The sequence below is a fragment of the Glaciimonas sp. CA11.2 genome, assembly GCF_034314045.1.
Lineage (GTDB): Bacteria > Pseudomonadota > Gammaproteobacteria > Burkholderiales > Burkholderiaceae_D > Glaciimonas.
The window spans coordinates 691,379-708,510 of record NZ_JAVIWL010000001.1 but is presented as its reverse complement, the minus strand read 5'-3'; the positions used below and the strand labels follow the sequence as shown (position 1 = coordinate 708,510).

Below are 17,132 nucleotides of genomic sequence, written 5' to 3'. Positions count from 1 at the left end.
TGTGGTTGTAGGGATGTAATAGAGTGTAATTTTCATTGCTGCTGACCCTTGTGGGTTATCAGCTGGCGTTTAAAAAAGTATGAATTAATTCAACGCGAGGGCGTTAGATCATTGCCGCCCGGCGCGCCATTCGACGTATTGGTAGGAGGTTTGCTGTGAGCACGCAAAGTATTACAGAAAAGACGTTTCCGTTGCATCTGATGAACCCGAAGACCGGCGCTAAAATAGATCTTAAATCTGCCATCTCGGCAGAAATCAAAGCGCAAGTCTCGGTCATTATTGGCGAATTAAAAGACAAGCCTGGCGCGATGCTACCAATTTTGCACGCCATACAAGATGCCGTCGGCTACGTTCCTTCAGATGTCGTACCGATGATTGCCGATCAGCTCAATCTGTCCCGTGCGGAAGTGCACGGCGTGATCAGTTATTACCATCATTTTCGGCAACACCCAGCTGGCAAACACGTCGTGCAAATCTGTCGGGCTGAAGCCTGTCAGGCGCGTGGTTCCGAGCTACTTGAAGCGCACGCAAAATCAGCATTAGGCTGTGATTATCACAGTACGACTAGTGACAAACAATTTACGTTGGAGCCGGTATATTGCCTGGGCCAATGTGCATCAGGGCCGAATATCATGATCGGAGATGACTTGTATGCGCGCGTGACGACCGACAAGTTCAATCGATTAGTGCAAGCTAAAAGGAGTGCTTTATGATCACAGCGATTACAGTTTACGTCCCGCGTGACTCAACCGCGATTGCGCTTGGTGCCAATCAAATTGCAGACGCCATCGTCGCCAAGGCAGCGCAGCGCGGGATTGCTATTAAATTGATTCGCAATGGTTCACGCGGCATGTTCTGGCTAGAACCGCTGGTAGAAGTGGCCACCGCTGCGGGTCGCATTGGTTATGGTCCTGTCGAACTGGAAGATGTGGAGGCTTTGTTTGACGCCGATTTCTTAAACGGCGGTAGTCATAAACTAGCACTCGGCCTGGTTGATCAGATTCCATATTTGAAAAAGCAGGAACGGCTCACGTTTGCCCGTGTCGGCATCACCGATCCGGTCTCGCTAGATGATTACCTGGCGCATGAAGGATATGTCGGTTTACGTAAAGCGCTGGCGATGTCGCCCGAAGCAGTGGTGCAAGAGGTTTTCGATTCTGGTTTGCGTGGACGGGGCGGCGCCGCTTTTCCTACCGGTATTAAATGGAAGACAGTCGCCAACGCGCAGGCTGGACAAAAGTATATTGTCTGCAACGCTGATGAGGGTGATTCGGGCACGTTTTCGGACCGCATGGTGATGGAAGACGATCCGTTTGTGCTGATTGAAGGCATGACGATTGCCGCGCTGGCCGTCGGTGCGACGCAGGGATACATCTACGTGCGCTCGGAATATCCGCATGCTATTGCCGCTTTAAATGAGGCGATTGCGGTTGCCGGTGCACGCCACTATCTCGGCAAAAATATATGCGATTCTGGCAAAACTTTTTATCTGGAAGTCCGCAAGGGTGCTGGGTCGTACGTTTGTGGTGAAGAAACCGCTTTGCTGGAAAGTCTGGAAGGCAAACGCGGCATCGTGCGCGCTAAGCCACCGCTGCCAGCATTGGAAGGTTTGTTCGGCAAACCGACCGTGATCAATAACGTGATTTCGTTGGCATCGGTACCGATTATTCTGGCCCGCGGTGGTGCATTTTATAAGAACTACGGCATTGGTCGATCATATGGAACGTTGCCGATGCAATTGGCCGGAAATATCAAGTTCGGTGGATTGGTGGAGAAGGCGTTCGGCGTCACCTTGCGTGAATTATTGTTTGACTTCGGTGGCGGCACCGCCAGCGGACGCGCCATTCGCGCAGTGCAAGTCGGTGGCCCGTTGGGGCCTTATTTGCCGGAATCGTTATTCGATACTAAGATCGATTATGAAAGCTTTAGCGCGGTTGGCGGTACAGTCGGGCATGGCGGAATCGTGGTGTTTGATGACACTGTCGACATGGCAAAACAGGCCCGCTATGCGATGGAATTTTGTGCCGTTGAATCGTGCGGAAAATGTACGCCATGTCGTATTGGGTCGACCCGTGGCGTGGAAGTGATCGACAAGATTGTAGCTGGATCAACCGGTGGTTTTGATCAGCCGCAGCAGGTACATCTGCTGCGTGATTTATGCGACACCATGATCAATGGTTCATTGTGCGCAATGGGAAATATGACGCCGTTACCAGTGTTGTCGGCGCTGAATAATTTTCCGGAAGATTTTGGTATCGCCGCAGAGCAAGAGGTTGCTGAACACTAAGTGCGCAATTTGCTGAAATGCAAACATGCGCAGTAGGATGGGCTTCGGCAAATAGTTGCCCGGTTCCTGCTTAGCAGTTTGTTATTTGGGACTGTCGGCAATCCAGGTCGGCACCGTATCAATTGTCAATGTTAACTACAGTGGCCTTATGTCACGTCACCTTCCCGGGTGTAAAAGGGATCAGTAAAAGGAATCAGCCATGAACCAGATGAATGAACTTGATTACGGCACGCCAGAAAAATTGTCTGCGCAATTAGTGACGCTTGAGATCGACGGCGTCACCGTCGAAGTCGCTGCCGGTACTTCAGTAATGCGAGCGGCGGTAGAAGCGGGTGTGAATGTACCAAAGCTTTGCGCGACCGATAGTTTGGAGCCGTTCGGTTCCTGTCGTTTGTGTCTGGTAGAAATCGACGGCAAGAGAGGTTACCCGGCGTCGTGTACGACACCTTGCGAACCGGGTATGAAAGTCAGGACACAAACGCCTAAGTTGGCCGATATTCGCCGTGGCGTGATGGAATTGTATATCTCCGATCATCCGCTGGATTGCCTGACTTGCCCAACCAATGGCAATTGTGAGTTGCAGGACATGGCTGGTGTGGTGGGTTTGCGGGACGTGCGTTATGGCTATGAAGGCGCGAATCATCTAAAACTCAAAAAGGATGAATCGAACCCGTACTTTACCTATGATCCGTCCAAGTGTATCGTCTGTAACCGTTGTGTACGTGCTTGCGAAGAAACGCAGGGTACCTTTGCATTGACCATCGACGGACGCGGTTTTGAGTCACGTGTGTCGGCTGGACAGCTGGACAGTTTTATGGAGTCCGAATGCGTTTCTTGCGGGGCTTGCGTGCAAGCCTGTCCGACTGCAACGTTGACCGAAAAAACCGTCATCATGATGGGGCAAGCGGAGCATAGCGCAATCACTACTTGCGCATATTGCGGCGTTGGCTGTTCGTTTAAAGCCGAGATGAAAGGCAATGAAGTAGTGCGCATGGTGCCGCATAAAGACGGCAAGGCCAATCATGGTCATTCCTGTATTAAAGGACGTTTTGCATGGGGTTATGCAACCCATAAAGATCGTATGACCAAGCCGATGATTCGTAGCAAGATTACCGATCCATGGCGCGAAGTGTCATGGGAAGAAGCGCTTGGCTACGCGGCTAGCGAATTCCGTCGGATTCAAGCCAAGCATGGCAAGGACTCTGTCGGTGGCATCACCTCATCACGTTGCACTAATGAGGAAACCTATCTCGTTCAAAAGCTGGTACGCGCCGCTTTTGGTAACAACAATGTCGATACATGCGCCCGCGTTTGCCATTCGCCGACAGGTTATGGCTTGAAGCAAACATTAGGTGAATCGGCAGGTACACAAACTTTTGATTCGGTCATGAAGTCAGATGTCATCATGATCATTGGTGCAAATCCGGCCGCAGCGCATCCGGTATTTGCTTCACAAATGAAGCGTCGTTTGCGTCAGGGTGCCAAGTTGATCGTGGTCGATCCACGTACGACAGAAATGGTTAAATCGCCGCACATTGAGGCTAACTATCATTTGAAATTACGCCCGGGTACTAACGTGGCGCTGATTACTGCGTTGGCGCACGTCATCGTATCTGAGGGCTTGGAAGATGCTGCTTTTGTCGCGGAGCGTTGCGATACCGCGTCGTATGCCGATTGGCGCGAGTTCGTCTTGCGTCCAGAGAATTCACCGGAAGCAATGGCTGAAGTAACGGGTGTTTCTGCCGAAGAATTACGCGGCGCGGCACGTTTGTTTGCGACCGGTGGCAACGGTGCGATCTATTACGGTCTGGGTGTCACGGAGCATGCGCAAGGTTCGACGATGGTGATCGGTATTGCCAACCTGGCGATGGCGACCGGCAACGTTGGTCGTGACGGTGTTGGTGTCAATCCATTGCGTGGTCAAAACAATGTGCAAGGTTCTTGCGACATGGGTTCGTTTCCGCATGAGTTGCCTGGCTATCGGCATGTGTCCGACACCACAGTGCGCACCGAATTTGAGCAAGCTTGGGGCGTACCGTTGAGCCCGGAACCCGGCCTGCGGATTCCGAATATGTTCGATGCAGCGTTGGACGGTAGTTTTTTGGGTTTGTATTGCGAAGGCGAAGACATCGTTCAATCTGATCCCGATACACAGCATGTGATTGCGGCGATGATGGCGATGGAATGTATCGTTGTGCAGGATCTGTTTTTGAACGAAACCGCCAAATACGCCCACGTATTTTTGCCGGGCTCATCCTTCCTCGAAAAAGACGGTACTTTCACTAATGCCGAGCGCCGTATCTCACGCGTGCGTAAAGTCATGCCAGCTAAGGCCGGTATGTCGGATTGGGAAGTCACGGTTGCATTGGCAAATGCATTGGGTTATCCGATGCATTACAACCATCCATCCGAGATTATGGATGAGATCGCCGCACTAACCCCGACTTTTAAGGGCGTCAGTTATGCCAAGCTTGATGAAGTCGGTAGTTTGCAGTGGCCGTGTAATGACGCTGCGCCAGAAGGCACGCCGATCATGCATATTGGGGAGTTTGTGCGAGGCAAGGGCAAATTTATCAATACCCAGTATTTCGCGACCGACGAGAAAGTAACGATGAAATTTCCGCTAATTTTAACCACCGGCCGAATTTTGTCGCAATATAATGTTGGCGCGCAGACGCGTCGTACCGAGAACGTGGAGTGGCACAGCGAAGACCGCTTGGAAATTCATCCGCACGATGCTGAAGATCGCGGCATTAAGGAAGATGACTGGGTCGGTATTGAGTCCCGCGCTGGCCAGACCGTGTTACGTGCAACGGTGACGGATAACGTGCAACCTGGTGTGGTCTATACCACGTTCCATTATCCGGAATCTGGCGCTAATGTGATTACGACTGATAATTCCGACTGGGCGACTAACTGTCCTGAGTATAAAGTGACTGCGGTGCAGGTTATGCCGGTATCGCAACCGTCAGAGTGGCAGAAGAACTTTAGTCAGGTATCAGAACTACAAATGCGCTTGTTGCAAGGGGCTTCTGCTGAACCAGCAGTCTCTAAATAAAGGCACGAGGCGATTTAAATAGGAAGTGTGATGTAAATGCGTAGTCCAGTATCAGGTACCGACGTAACAACCATCTCAAGCTCGGAAGACTATCCGACCAGCGCGCATGTTGACATTGAAAAATGGCGCGAAGGTCGGGTGTCGTCGGTACGTGATGTGGTCGCGGAAGAGGTTCCGATTGCGTTGGAATACAACGGTATTTCGCATGTGGTGATGATGGCGTCGCCAGCCGATCTGGAAGATTTTGCGTTAGGCTTTTCCTTAACGGAAGGGATTCTTGCTGATCCCGGCGAGTTGTTCGGCTGTGAAATAGTGGGCGCTGCCGATGGTATTCAGGTGCAGATGGAAATAGCCTCGCAACGATTCATGGCTCTAAAAGAGAAGCGCCGTAATTTGACCGGTCGTACCGGCTGTGGTTTGTGTGGTGCAGAAACCCTTGCGCAAGCAATCCGCAAGCCGCCGCCGGTAGCATCCGACGCGCAGTTTACGGCTGTGGCCTTACACAAAGCCATTGAGCAGATGCAACAGCAACAACAGTTACAACAAGCGACCGGCGCAACGCACGCAGCGGCATGGGTGCGAAAAAATGGCGATGTTGTGTTGGTGCGCGAGGACGTCGGACGACACAATGCGTTAGATAAACTGATCGGTGCATTAGCGGCAGATAAAGAAGATTTTTCTAGTGGCGCGGTTCTCATTACCAGCCGGGCAAGTTATGAAATGGTGCAAAAGGCCGCCACGATGGGAATTGGCTTGGTTGCGGCAATCTCCGCACCGACTGCGTTGGCGATCAGGTTGGCGCAGGAGGCTAATGTCACCTTGTTAGGTTTTATGCGCCAAAGCTCTCATGCCGTGTACGCAAACGGGCATCGTTTGTTGATCGAATAAAGACCGCGTTGTGGGGTGATGTAAAAAAAAATCGATGGTAATGTAATGCGCAGTGCTAGTTAATTAATCCGAATTAGGACCGGTTGATATATAAAATTTATAGATGAAGTCAGTGCAAACTAAATCACATTCACTATAAAGGCTGTTGCTGTTGCTGTTGATCTACACCGTCATTGGCGCTGCCAAGTGTTTAGTCATCAGGCGGGAATTGTTGGAAGACGTGTTTGAGCGTAGCGAGTTGGTCTTTCAACCCGACTGATGGCTAAAACGCTTGGGACCCGACCAACGGGAGGGCAGCGCCTCTGCGGTCGCCTTTTCTTTGGTTACTTTCTTTTGGCTGAGCAAAAGAAAGTAACTGGCTGTCGGGCCGCCCCCGACCAGTATCCACGGAGCGATAACTTTTCCAGTTATCGATGAATCGAATCATCGCAATAACACCCAATAAGCAACTTTTAAAACAACACTCAAATATCAACACGCCCCAAGTGATTCAGATTAAGTGTTTAACGCATCTGGTCAGCAGGATGCTACAGACCAGATAACAGCGAAATGAAAGAAAATAATGAACGTACACCATCTCATCAAAATGGCAAATCAGATTGGTTCTTTTTTTGAAACCATGCCAAACCGTCCTCAGGCAATGACTGATTTCGCCATGCACATCAAGCGCTCGTGGGAGCCGCGCATGCGTTCTGCCTTGCTGAAATATGCGGACGAGCAAGAAGAAAATGAATTGACCGATATGGTGCGCCAAAGCATACGGGAACACGCCGATGCGATGCGATAGATTATCTTGCAAAATGATTATCAAAACGCCATAAGCGAGTCAGCGGACGCGTCACTTACATGGACCATCACCTTAGAATATCAAAGTGCTGGTCTTTTGCTATTTGTCAGTTGAAATACGATTGAATACGTGTAGATAACGCCGTTGCGGTCATCGCAGGATTGTGCGTGCCTTCAGCCGGTTGGAGTGCTAGTCTATGCCCTCCGCCTATATTGTATGCATTCAATGGAATTACAATTCATCAGCCCGCGCAAGAATGCTCTTCTATATCTGATCAAGATACTGACCGGCTCGTTGATCTCCTGGTATGGATTGCGTGCAGCGGGTATCGCAGAGCCGTATTGGGCAATGATTTCTCTGATTGTTGTGACTGAGCCGGATATAACGCTGGCCAAAACCAATTTCAAGGCGCGCGTGATCAATACCATCAATGGCGCGGTTGTCGCGTGCCTGACGTTGGTGATACTAGGTCCGAGTTTTTTTTCCATGCTGATAGCATTGGCGATATCCGTATTAGTAGCAATGTTTTTACATAACTATCCAGCCAATTGGCGCTTGGGTCCCGCAACCGTAGTCATTTTAATGTCTGCTGCTGTCGAGGGGACCGGCTTGAATGAGGAGTTGCATCTTGCCTTATTACGGGTGGGCGAGGTGTTAGCCGGCAGCAGTGTGGCTTTATTGCAAACTCTAGCATATGGCTTTGTCATTAAGCATGTGTCAAATGAAGATAAGGAGTTGCTGTAGAGCAGATTGATCGCGCATTCAGGGCGACTTCAGATAGACTGCTAGGCTGCGGCAAATTCCTTGATCGAATCTATTGACGTAGATTGATCGGCAACACTATAGTGACGACATGATTTCAGAATTCCACCAACTATCCGAAAAAGTCCGGCTACTAGCCGAATTAACGCAGACATTGCGACACGAAAATGCGGACCTCCGCAAAAACGCCGCCACTTTAGTCAGCGAAAACGCTGACCTTGTAAAGCGTATTAATGAGGCGCATCGGCGGGTTGCCGCATTGCTCGACAAAATTCCGGCGCTGCCACAAGATGAACCGCTGGTTCAGCCTCACGTTCAGGAGAACGCATGACACAGTTAAGCGTCCAAATCATGGGCCAACCTTACACGTTATCCTGCAAAGAAGGCGAAGAGGCGACATTGCAGCAAGCCGTTACTTATCTCGACAGCAAGATGATCGCTATTCGTGATGCAGGAAAAATTCGCGGCAATGACCGCATCGCGGTGATCGCAGCGCTTGGTCTGGCGGCAGAATTGTTATCGGCAAAAGCGCCTGATGGGCCTTTGTCGGATCTTACTATGGCGGAAGTAAAGAAAGAAATTGCTGTCATGCATACGGTGCTTGACGACGCTTTGGGATCACAGGAAGTACTGTTTTAATTTTTTACCAAAGTGTTTGACATGAAGGACGTTTGGAGTAAACTTAGGGCTCCTGCCGTGTTCGCCATTGTCATAATTCCTTGAACCATTTTTACGCAGCGGTTACGGAATATCGTTCGATGGGAGTGATCGTCGCTAGTTCGATGAACCCGAAATTGAACTAACTGTAGCCAACTTGAACCTTCTTGGTTCAGGATGCCGGCAAAGCGGCACAGCGGGAATCAATTCGAAAGCAGTTGCATGCAGATGCAGCTGCTTTTTTATTTTACTTGGCCTTATCCGGTGAACCCACTATGCAATATTGGCTCATGAAATCGGAACCGGCAGATGCTAGCATCGACGATGTGTTGGCTTTGCCGCATCAGACCATCCCTTGGTATGGCGTGAGGAATTATCAGGCGCGTAATTATATGCGCGATGTCATGAAAGTAGGTGACGGCGTACTGTTTTATCATTCCAGTTGCGCAGAGCCTGGCATCGCCGGAATTGCTGAGGTGGCGAGCATCTCGTATCCTGATGACACACAGTTCGATCCCGACAGTAAGTATTTTGACCCGAAAGCCACGCGTGAAAATCCCCGCTGGGTGCTGGTAGATGTGCGCGCAATAAAGAAGACGCCGCTATTTAATCTTGCATCCTTACGGGCTGCACCATTGCTGTCTGAAATGCAAATATTGCGTCGCGGAAATCGCCTGTCGATTACGCCCGTTTCCGCTGCCGAATGGCGCTATCTGATCAAACAGATTGCCTCTTAGCGTTATTGACTATTTTTTGGTTTGGCTTTCTGCATTCCGTTGGCATCTTAAAACATCACGTTTTAATTCAGTTTCAGCATCTAATCATTTCTCTTGGGATATAAGCCGCTCCCTCGTTGTCTTGTCCCTTCTTACTTATCCTTCTATTACCACTTCAAGTTACAACAATTTTTCCGATGATTAACGATCAGAAAAAGTTGGGTGACGCCAAGCGTAAAGTTGAGAATACTAGTTGGTAATATTTTGATTTTTTTTAAATCACATTTACCGACGACTCCCGACGTGGTGCGCTTCCGTTTATGCGTCCTCTCATGCATCAAGGAACAAAAAATGTATTCTGATTTGCAAGAAGCGATAAGCATGCGCCCAGAACAAGTTGGTGAAGAAGAGTGGGAACATAGACTCAAACTTGCCGCTTTCTATCGGTTAGTCGATTGGTTCGGCTGGACTGAGCTGATCTATAACCACATCACGTTACGTGTGACAGGGCCGGAAACACATTTCCTGATTAATCCTTTTGGATTGCATTACTGTCAGGTGACCGCGTCCAATCTGGTCAAAATAGATCTCGCCGGTAACAAGGTCGAAAGTTCAAAGTACGCTATCAACGGCGCTGGTTTTGTTATCCACAGTGCGATTCATGCGGCCCGTGACGATGCCCATTGCGTGATCCACACGCATACGTTGGCTGGTTCAGCGGTAGCTGGAAAACAGGATGGTCTGCGCTACGATAATCTGGTGAGCGTGCGGCTTAAAGGACGCATCGCTTACCATGATTTCGAGGGCATCACGACTGATGAAAGCGAGCAGCCACGCCTGGTCAAGAGTTTGGGCGATAAGAATATGTTGATTTTGCGCACGCACGGACTACTTGCCATCGGCCACACTGTAGAAAAGGCTTTCATGAACTATTGGCGATTGCAGCGTGCCTGTGAGTTGCAGATGGCGATGGATGCATTGCAGGGCCCAAATCAGGCTATACCTTTGAAGGTATACGAAGAATCGCCAATGCGCGAGGCGTCAATTCGCCAGCCGCAGCCAGATGAAATGCCGATCGATATCTTTAATGCGATGCTGCATAAAGCCGGTATTCACTATCAAGCGCTGGTGTAATACCTATGACGGATTTAGCGAATATTGCGCCAACATAAAAAGCTATTAATCATCGTATCTTAAGATCTAGACCATGACCATCATAAATAGAAAAAGATCGTTGGTATTTTCGTTGTGGTTTGCAAAACATCTTGATCTGCAACTTAACCCGCTAATTAAGCGCGCGATGGTATGCCTGATCGTCAGTACCGGCATGGCGCAATCCGGCTGGGCGCAACCTTATCCGGCTAATCCAATACGTATTGTGGCTCCCTTCGGCGTCGGTGGCGGCGGTGATACTTCTTTACGCATCCTCGGTCAGCAGCTTACGCTTGAACTAGGCCAGCCGGTTATCATCGACAACCGACCTGGAGCCAATGGGATTATCGGCGCGCAGGAAGTGCTGCGGTCGCCAGCGGATGGCTACACATTATTCTATGGAAGTACCACCACGCTCGCCGCAAATACCAGTTTGATGAAAACGCTGCCTTATGATCCGCTCAAGGATTTTGCCCCGATTACCCGCGTTGGATTGCTGCCATTTGTATTGGTCGTGACGCCCGCACTCCCGGTCCATTCGGTACGGGAATTGATTGCCTATGCAAAGGCCCATCCGGGTAAGCTGTCCTATGCTAGCGCCAACGCAACGGGACAAGTCGCAGGAAGCACGTTTGCGCAGATGGCTGGTATCGACATGTTGAATGTGCCTTACAAAACTAACGCCGCTGGCTTGACAGATGTGATGAACGGGACCATCTCGGTCATGTTCGCCGATGTGCCATCTGCGCTGGTGCAAGTCGAGGCGGGCAGGATGCGTGCGCTTGGGGTGACAACAGCACAACGGAGCGCGATCTTGCCGCAATTGCCATCAATCGCCGAGTCAGGGTTGCCCGGTTACGAAGTGGTTGCGTGGACCGCAATGTGCGTACGCGCGAGTACCAATCCGGCTATCGTGAAGCAACTCAATGCGGCCATAATTAAAGCGCTTGATAACCCGGAATTAAGGGCCAAATTTGCAAAAATCGGGATTGATGTTGCGCTGAGTAGCCCCATAGAACTCTCGACTTTTATACGAACTGAAAAAGGTAAATGGGCGACCTTAATTCACGCGGCTGGTATTCAGCCCGAATAGGGCGGTGGGATTCCCAGATCAGTCGGTCCTTCTGTGATCAATACCCAATAACCTTCTGGAAGATTGACCGCCATTAACATGGTTGGAGCAGAAGCGCTTGCTTCATGCGGTTAAGTATGTGGCTTGAAAGACCGGTTCGCCTATCGATTGTTCAAAAAAAATCCGGAACAACCTTCGTTCCGGAGTGCATAACATTCGCGTACACAAGTTCAAGCCAAGTTCAAGCGGTAATTACGTGGCTTAACTATTGAGGTGCACTAGCGAAGCGCGGCGTTCGATACGCCAGCACCAACAACACAATTCCCAGTATCACCATCGGTATCGACAGCATCTGTCCGGCCGAAATAGTGATTCCTTCAAACGTCACGTTATAGTCTGGAATGCGGAAGTATTCGGTGAAAAAGCGTGCGCAGCCGTATAACAAGCTGAACATACCGGCAACAGCCATACGCGGACGCGGTTTGCGCGAGAAAAACCACAGGATGATAAATAGCAAAATACCATCTACCAGCATTTGGTAAATAGGCGATGGATGGCGCGGCAAATTGTCTACGTTCGGCCAGATCATGGCCCACGGTAGCGATGCGTCGGCGACGCGGCCCGGTAGTTCTGCATTGATAAAATTGCCCAGACGTCCAGCGGCATAACCCAGCGGTACCATTGGCGCAATGAAATCCATGATGTCCATGAGCTTGCGCCCTTTTTTGCGGCCCCACCAGGCCATCGCCAGCATGACCCCGATGAAGCCTCCGTGAAATGACATCCCGCCATTCCAGACAGCGATAATTTGCGAAGGATTATGGAAGTAAAAGACCGGATCGTAAAAAAATACCTGACCTAAACGGCCACCAATGACGACTCCAAGCACACCGTAAAACAGCATGTCATCGAGATCTTCTTTTTTCCATCCGGCCGCTGCGATATGCGGTTGTTTAATTCTGATTCTACCGACCCAGATAAATTGTATAAAGGCCAACAAATACATCAGGCCATACCATCGGACATGAAGTGGACCCAGTGAAAAGGCAATCGGATCGGGCATTGGATGTATCAGCATTTATTGTTTCTTTCTTAATAACTCTAAAAAGGCTTGTAATACTGGTGATGTATTGTCCTTGCGCCAGGCCAGACCGGTTTCGATTTGCGACGTTGCATCCTTCAGTTCGCGGTAATCGACTCCGGGGCGCTTTAAATTGGACACTGATTGTGGCACAAGTGCACATCCCATGCCGGCTGACACCAAACCGACGATGGTTTGCATTTGGATCGCCTCTTGCCCGATATGCGGGGTTTGCCCTGCATTACGAAAGCACGCCAGTATCGTGTCGTGAAAACCGGGCGAAATTCTGCGAGGGAAAATGATGAGTGGTAAATCGCTCAACGTACTCAAACTGATTTTTCCTTTTACCCGCAAGGCTTTATGACCGGATGGCGCGGCCAGTATCAGCGGTTCGGATAATACTGGCAAATAGTCTAGCCCCCGCTTGGCCTGATCTGGCAAAGGGGGAATCAATAAACCTGCATCAATTTGACCTTGCGCCAATTGTTCCAATTGGAGATCGCTGGTGGACTCTTGCAAATCGATCTGAACATGCGGGTACGCTTCGCGGAACTCGCGTAGCAACGGCGGCAAAATGCTGTAGTCCGCGGTCGATACAAACGCCAGCGTTAATAATCCGGATTCACCGGTTGCGGCGCGCCGCACCAGATCAGGCAAAGTACTGGCCTGTTGCAAGATGCGGCGCGCCTCCGGCAACAAGGCCAGGCCAGCCGGGGTAAGTGCCACACTGCGTTTGGTTCGCGCAAAAAGAATAGCGCCGATATCGGCTTCGAGCGCTTGTATCGCTTGCGATAACGGAGGCTGCGTCATATGTAGCCGAATAGCGGCTCGTCCAAAGTGCTTTTCTTCGGCAACAGCGAGGAAGTAACGAAGTTGCCGCATCTCTACAGGCATATGATATCCAGTTTCATCTTGGTGGGATCATAGCCGCTTTGAATGCTTAAAGGCAACTTGGAATGCACGATTATGAAAAATGACAAAGGGTCGGCTTTAGATTGAGTGCAAGGAAATTAGCGTTGGCCTGGACGTTTTTTTGTTTCAAAGGTCTTTTCAATGCGCTCTTTGCGGACCTTTTCCAACTCTTCGTGGGCGCGTCGTTTATCGAGACCGAGCATACGTTCCACAAACTCAAACCAGATGAATGCAATCGCCATCAAGCCAGCTACCCACCACCAGGAGAAATTTGCGAAGGGGCCAATGGCAAAATACTTAAGAGCGACCAGTGAAACGATGACGATGATAAGCGGCATTGCAATTCCTTAGCGCGATTTGCTGGGTAGATGATGCAGGATAGGTTGATTTGTGATGGGGGTCAACGAGCATGGTATCGTTGCATCAGTTGTTGTATTTATATTAATGCAAAGTATGCGCCTGAACGTTTAGCGGGGTGATGCTGTTTATCCCGTTAACAGGACTAATTGAAGGTCTGTCAATAGGGTTAAAAATCCCTAAACATCTCGCTGATATCAGGCACTGGCATCTGACTAGGTGTACATTGTTGCCTCGCCGAAAATTAGTTTTAGCAATGCACCGCTGTTGATAAAGCTATTTGGCGGTCAGCCCGCAAATGAAAGCCCACGTTTTAAACATTTATTTGTAGAGGTTTTCAAGCGCTTAGTTCCCTTAAAGGAAATCTCACATGTTTATGTTTTTACCGTTCTTGATCGCGTTGCTTGCCGTTCTGAGCATGCTCGCCGGAAAAGAAAAAATCGGCCTTGGTTTGTGGCTTACGCTACTGATCGTCACTATCGCTTCCTTTAACCATCACGCGACAAGTTCCCTGAATCTGTCCTTTTAAAGCGAGACCTTGCGATGATCCCTGATTATTCATTACCAAAAAACGATATTCCACAATCTCTCGGTGCGAGTGAGTTACTGAATATTTTTGCACTCCTTGGCATTAGTTTGTCGCTGACGATTGCCTTTTACTATCAACTAGCGTTGCATGAATTGCCTTGCCCGCTGTGCCTTCTTCAGCGTGTTGGACTGATCGCGGTCGGCATCGGATTTTTGATGAATGTCCGATTCGGGATTCGTAGCGCCCACTATGGCGTTTCTCTTATTGGCGCTCTTTTGACGTTGGCCGTTGCTACACGTCAAATGTTTTTGCACATCATTCCTGGCCGTACTAACGGTTATGGTTCAGAAGTATTTGGTGTCCATTTTTATACATTAGCGGTGCTTTCGTCTCTCGCTGCCATCTTGTTTATTGGCGCGATGTTGATGCTGAAAACGTGGGAACGTCCGCTGGAAAGCAAACAGAAAGTAAATGTTGCAGGTAAGTTCGCCATTGTCATTTTCACGTTGCTGATTGCGGCGAATTTAGTGTCCACCGTGCTGGAGTGCGGCGGCGGTGAATGCGACAGCGATCCGACTTTTTATCAGTTGCTAGGGAAGTAGAGCGATAGCATCGACTGGGCGTTGTTCATCCTTAAGTTGCCGATGATAGTCGTATAGCCTGAATTCTCAGACTAACACCGCCATCACGTCTTGCTACGGGACTTACTGGCGGTGAAGGGAGCGACAAGGTTTAAAAAACCTGTTGTAGAAACCGGATAGAGCGTATTACGCACCCGCGCCTAAAAATTGCTGCAATTCCAACGTCTGTGGATTGGCAAAAATATCTTCCGGCGCGCCAATTTCATGGACTTTTCCATGATGCATAAAGACCACACGGTCACAGACTTCGCGTGCAAAACGCATTTCATGTGTGACCATGAGCAACGTCATCCCCTCGTTTGCCAGGCCGCGTACGACGCTGAGCACTTCATTGACCAGTTCGGGGTCAAGTGCTGAAGTAATTTCGTCGCACAACAACGCTTGCGGTTGCATCGTTAGCGCACGTGCAATGGCAACGCGCTGTTGCTGACCGCCGGATAACTGATCAGGATATGCATCAAATTTCTCCGAAAGACCGACCCGTGCCAGATTTTCTTCCGCTGACTTACGTGCTGCACTTTCCGTCGTTCCCTTAACGATCATCGGCGACAACATCACGTTGCGGCCAACTGTCAGATGTGGAAACAGGTTAAATTGCTGGAAAATCATGCCGACTTTCAAGCGCAGTGCGCGCAGCTCAATTTCCGTGTTCCCCAAGTGCGATCCGGCCACACTGATACTGCCGTCATCAATGCTTTCAAGGCCATTGATACAACGCAGCAACGTGCTCTTGCCAGAACCACTTTTACCGATAATCGCGATGACTTCACCAGGATCAACATTGAGGCTGATACCCTTCAGAACCTGATTGGTACCAAAGCTTTTTTTAACGTTATCAATCGCGATGAGTGGCATTGAATTTCCTTTCTAGAGACTGACTATATTTGGACAGCGGCCAGCACAGCGCAAAATACATTAACGCGACCAATGCATACACCGTGAACGGTTGAAACGTTGCGTTGGTAATCATGGTCCCGGCTTTTGATAATTCGACGAATCCGATGATAGAGGTGACTGCAGTGCCCTTGACGATTTGAACGCTAAAGCCAACGGTTGGGGGAATACCCATGCGTAGGGCTTGCGGCAAAATAACGTGTCGCATTTGCTGCAAGTAACTCATCGCCAGACAGGATGAGGCTTCCCATTGACCACGTGGAATGGCCTCAACGCAGCCGCGCCAGATTTCTGCCAGATAAGCGCTACTCCAACAAGTCAGCGCGATGACGGCGGCGAGCCAGGCGGGTACTTCCAGACCGAATAGTGCTAAGCCGAAAAAGACCAGAAACAATTGCATCAGCAATGGCGTGCCTTGAAATAATTCGATATACAGTTTGGTCACCCGCCGTAACCAGACTTGTTTGGAGGTCCGGAGAAATAAGATGATCAGACCAAGCAATCCGCCCATGGCAAAGGCAGCTAATGATAGTAATACGGTCCAGCGTAGCGCTAATAACAGATTACGTACGATATCCCAGAGTGAAAATGAAATCATACGGCGCTCCTGATTGCGGGCCGTCCAAATAACCAATGCCCGAGTAACCGCAGTAATTGACGCAGGCCGATAGCCAATATCAAGTAGATGGCGGTAGACAGTAAATACGCCTCAAATGAACGGAAGTTGCGGCCTTGAATGAAGTTGGCTGCATAGGCGAGTTCTTCCACCGCGATTTGGGAACATACCGCCGAGCCGAGCATGACGATCACCACCTGACTGGTTAAGGCGGGCCATATTTTTTGTAAGGCGGGCGGCAATATCACGTGGCGAAATATCTGCATTTTTGTCATTGCCAGACTTTGACCTGCTTCGATTTGACCGGGCGCAATGGCTGCGATTCCTGCACGGATAATTTCGCTACTATAGGCGCCCAAATTAATGACCATTGCAAGGGAAGCGGCTTGCATTTCGCTGATGTGCAATCCGATTCCGGGCAGTCCAAAAAAAATGAAGAATAATTGAATCAGAAATGGGGTGTTGCGAATCAGCTCGACATACGCGCTGACCAAAGGTCGCAACCAAAGTGGCCCCTGGGTGCGAGACCAGGCTGCAAAAATGCCAACAGCGATGCCTAAAATTCCACCAATCGCGATCAATTCGATCGTGACCAGCACGCCCTTGATAATGACGCTGGTGTAGTCAAACGGTGCCAGAAAATCGAAGTGATAACTCATGCGCTTTTTGCCTTTAGGCGTGTTAAGTTAATCGTCGCTCATATCGGTATTGCGCTGCCTGTTC

At 49.8% G+C, this 17,132-nt stretch carries 19 protein-coding genes and 1 other RNA gene; 14 read left to right on the top strand and 6 right to left on the bottom strand.

From position 1 onward, the window contains the following. Window positions 1-200 precede the first annotated feature (200 nt). The 12 genes from RGU75_RS03015 to RGU75_RS02960 all read left to right on the top strand — a co-directional run bounded on the left by RGU75_RS03015 (window position 201) and on the right by RGU75_RS02960 (window position 11,400). Window positions 201-713, top strand: coding sequence for a formate dehydrogenase subunit gamma (locus tag RGU75_RS03015; RefSeq protein WP_322240187.1), 513 nt, complete (start codon window positions 201-203; stop codon window positions 711-713). After that, window positions 710-2,287 carry an NADH-quinone oxidoreductase subunit NuoF gene (locus RGU75_RS03010; RefSeq protein WP_322232873.1) on the top strand — a complete coding sequence of 526 codons (1,578 nt, stop codon included), beginning with the start codon at window positions 710-712 and terminating at the stop codon, window positions 2,285-2,287. Before RGU75_RS03015 ends, RGU75_RS03010 begins: the two co-directional genes overlap by 4 nt. A 199-nt stretch (window positions 2,288-2,486) precedes the next feature. Continuing rightward, the gene (gene fdhF, locus RGU75_RS03005; RefSeq protein ID WP_322232871.1) at window positions 2,487-5,345 is read left to right on the top strand and encodes a formate dehydrogenase subunit alpha; all 2,859 of its coding nucleotides are present in this window, start codon (window positions 2,487-2,489) and stop codon (window positions 5,343-5,345) included. Between the two features lie 36 nt (window positions 5,346-5,381). Next, window positions 5,382-6,233 (top strand): formate dehydrogenase accessory sulfurtransferase FdhD, encoded by an 852-nt coding sequence (gene fdhD / locus RGU75_RS03000; RefSeq protein ID WP_322232869.1) that lies wholly within the window; start codon window positions 5,382-5,384, stop codon window positions 6,231-6,233. Between the two features lie 562 nt (window positions 6,234-6,795). Next, a complete protein-coding gene (locus RGU75_RS02995) occupies window positions 6,796-7,020 on the top strand; it encodes a formate dehydrogenase subunit delta (protein ID WP_322232867.1) in 225 nt (74 codons plus the stop codon). A 225-nt stretch (window positions 7,021-7,245) separates the two neighbouring features. Next, on the top strand, window positions 7,246-7,764 hold the full coding sequence (locus RGU75_RS02990) for an FUSC family protein (protein WP_322232865.1): 519 nt from the start codon (window positions 7,246-7,248) through the stop codon (window positions 7,762-7,764). Between the two features lie 109 nt (window positions 7,765-7,873). Beyond that, entirely contained in the window at window positions 7,874-8,113 is a 240-nt protein-coding gene (locus tag RGU75_RS02985) for a DUF904 domain-containing protein (RefSeq protein ID WP_322232863.1), read from the top strand. Continuing rightward, window positions 8,110-8,421: a cell division protein ZapA gene (locus RGU75_RS02980; RefSeq protein ID WP_322232861.1), complete on the top strand. Its 312-nt coding sequence runs from the start codon at window positions 8,110-8,112 to the stop codon at window positions 8,419-8,421. Before RGU75_RS02985 ends, RGU75_RS02980 begins: the two co-directional genes overlap by 4 nt. A gap of 46 nt (window positions 8,422-8,467) precedes the next feature. Continuing rightward, a non-coding RNA gene (gene ssrS, locus RGU75_RS02975) (6S RNA) lies at window positions 8,468-8,646 on the top strand. Between the two features lie 68 nt (window positions 8,647-8,714). Continuing rightward, entirely contained in the window at window positions 8,715-9,176 is a 462-nt protein-coding gene (locus RGU75_RS02970) for an EVE domain-containing protein (RefSeq protein WP_322232859.1), read from the top strand. A 330-nt stretch (window positions 9,177-9,506) separates the two neighbouring features. Continuing rightward, window positions 9,507-10,289 (top strand): class II aldolase/adducin family protein, encoded by a 783-nt coding sequence (locus tag RGU75_RS02965; RefSeq protein ID WP_322232857.1) that lies wholly within the window; start codon window positions 9,507-9,509, stop codon window positions 10,287-10,289. A gap of 73 nt (window positions 10,290-10,362) precedes the next feature. After that, the gene (locus RGU75_RS02960; RefSeq protein ID WP_322232855.1) at window positions 10,363-11,400 is read left to right on the top strand and encodes a tripartite tricarboxylate transporter substrate binding protein; all 1,038 of its coding nucleotides are present in this window, start codon (window positions 10,363-10,365) and stop codon (window positions 11,398-11,400) included. A 244-nt stretch (window positions 11,401-11,644) separates the two neighbouring features. On the opposite strand, the gene lgt is transcribed toward RGU75_RS02960, so the two are convergent. The 3 genes from lgt to RGU75_RS02945 form a co-directional block, all read right to left on the bottom strand. Next, a complete protein-coding gene (lgt, locus tag RGU75_RS02955) occupies window positions 11,645-12,457 on the bottom strand; it encodes a prolipoprotein diacylglyceryl transferase (RefSeq protein ID WP_322232853.1) in 813 nt (270 codons plus the stop codon). Further along, window positions 12,458-13,354: a LysR substrate-binding domain-containing protein gene (locus RGU75_RS02950; RefSeq protein ID WP_322232851.1), complete on the bottom strand. Its 897-nt coding sequence runs from the start codon at window positions 13,352-13,354 to the stop codon at window positions 12,458-12,460. A gap of 116 nt (window positions 13,355-13,470) precedes the next feature. After that, entirely contained in the window at window positions 13,471-13,710 is a 240-nt protein-coding gene (locus RGU75_RS02945; RefSeq protein WP_322232849.1) for a TIGR04438 family Trp-rich protein, read from the bottom strand. A gap of 389 nt (window positions 13,711-14,099) precedes the next feature. Here RGU75_RS02945 and RGU75_RS02940 point away from each other — a divergent pair, with 389 nt between their 5' ends. Then, the gene (locus RGU75_RS02940) at window positions 14,100-14,258 is read left to right on the top strand and encodes a DUF5993 family protein (protein WP_322232847.1); all 159 of its coding nucleotides are present in this window, start codon (window positions 14,100-14,102) and stop codon (window positions 14,256-14,258) included. A gap of 14 nt (window positions 14,259-14,272) precedes the next feature. Continuing rightward, the gene (locus RGU75_RS02935) at window positions 14,273-14,860 is read left to right on the top strand and encodes a disulfide bond formation protein B (RefSeq protein ID WP_322232845.1); all 588 of its coding nucleotides are present in this window, start codon (window positions 14,273-14,275) and stop codon (window positions 14,858-14,860) included. A gap of 165 nt (window positions 14,861-15,025) precedes the next feature. On the opposite strand, the gene RGU75_RS02930 is transcribed toward RGU75_RS02935, so the two are convergent. From RGU75_RS02930 to RGU75_RS02920, 3 genes are read right to left on the bottom strand one after another with little or no spacing between them, the layout of a single operon-like run. Then, the gene (locus tag RGU75_RS02930) at window positions 15,026-15,754 is read right to left on the bottom strand and encodes an amino acid ABC transporter ATP-binding protein (RefSeq protein WP_322232843.1); all 729 of its coding nucleotides are present in this window, start codon (window positions 15,752-15,754) and stop codon (window positions 15,026-15,028) included. Continuing rightward, complete coding sequence (locus tag RGU75_RS02925) at window positions 15,735-16,391, bottom strand: amino acid ABC transporter permease (protein ID WP_322232841.1); 657 nt, start codon at window positions 16,389-16,391, stop codon at window positions 15,735-15,737. The genes RGU75_RS02930 and RGU75_RS02925 overlap by 20 nt, the downstream gene beginning before the upstream one ends. Continuing rightward, window positions 16,388-17,068: an amino acid ABC transporter permease gene (locus RGU75_RS02920; RefSeq protein ID WP_322232839.1), complete on the bottom strand. Its 681-nt coding sequence runs from the start codon at window positions 17,066-17,068 to the stop codon at window positions 16,388-16,390. The genes RGU75_RS02925 and RGU75_RS02920 overlap by 4 nt, the downstream gene beginning before the upstream one ends. Between the last annotated feature and the right edge of the window lie 64 nt (window positions 17,069-17,132).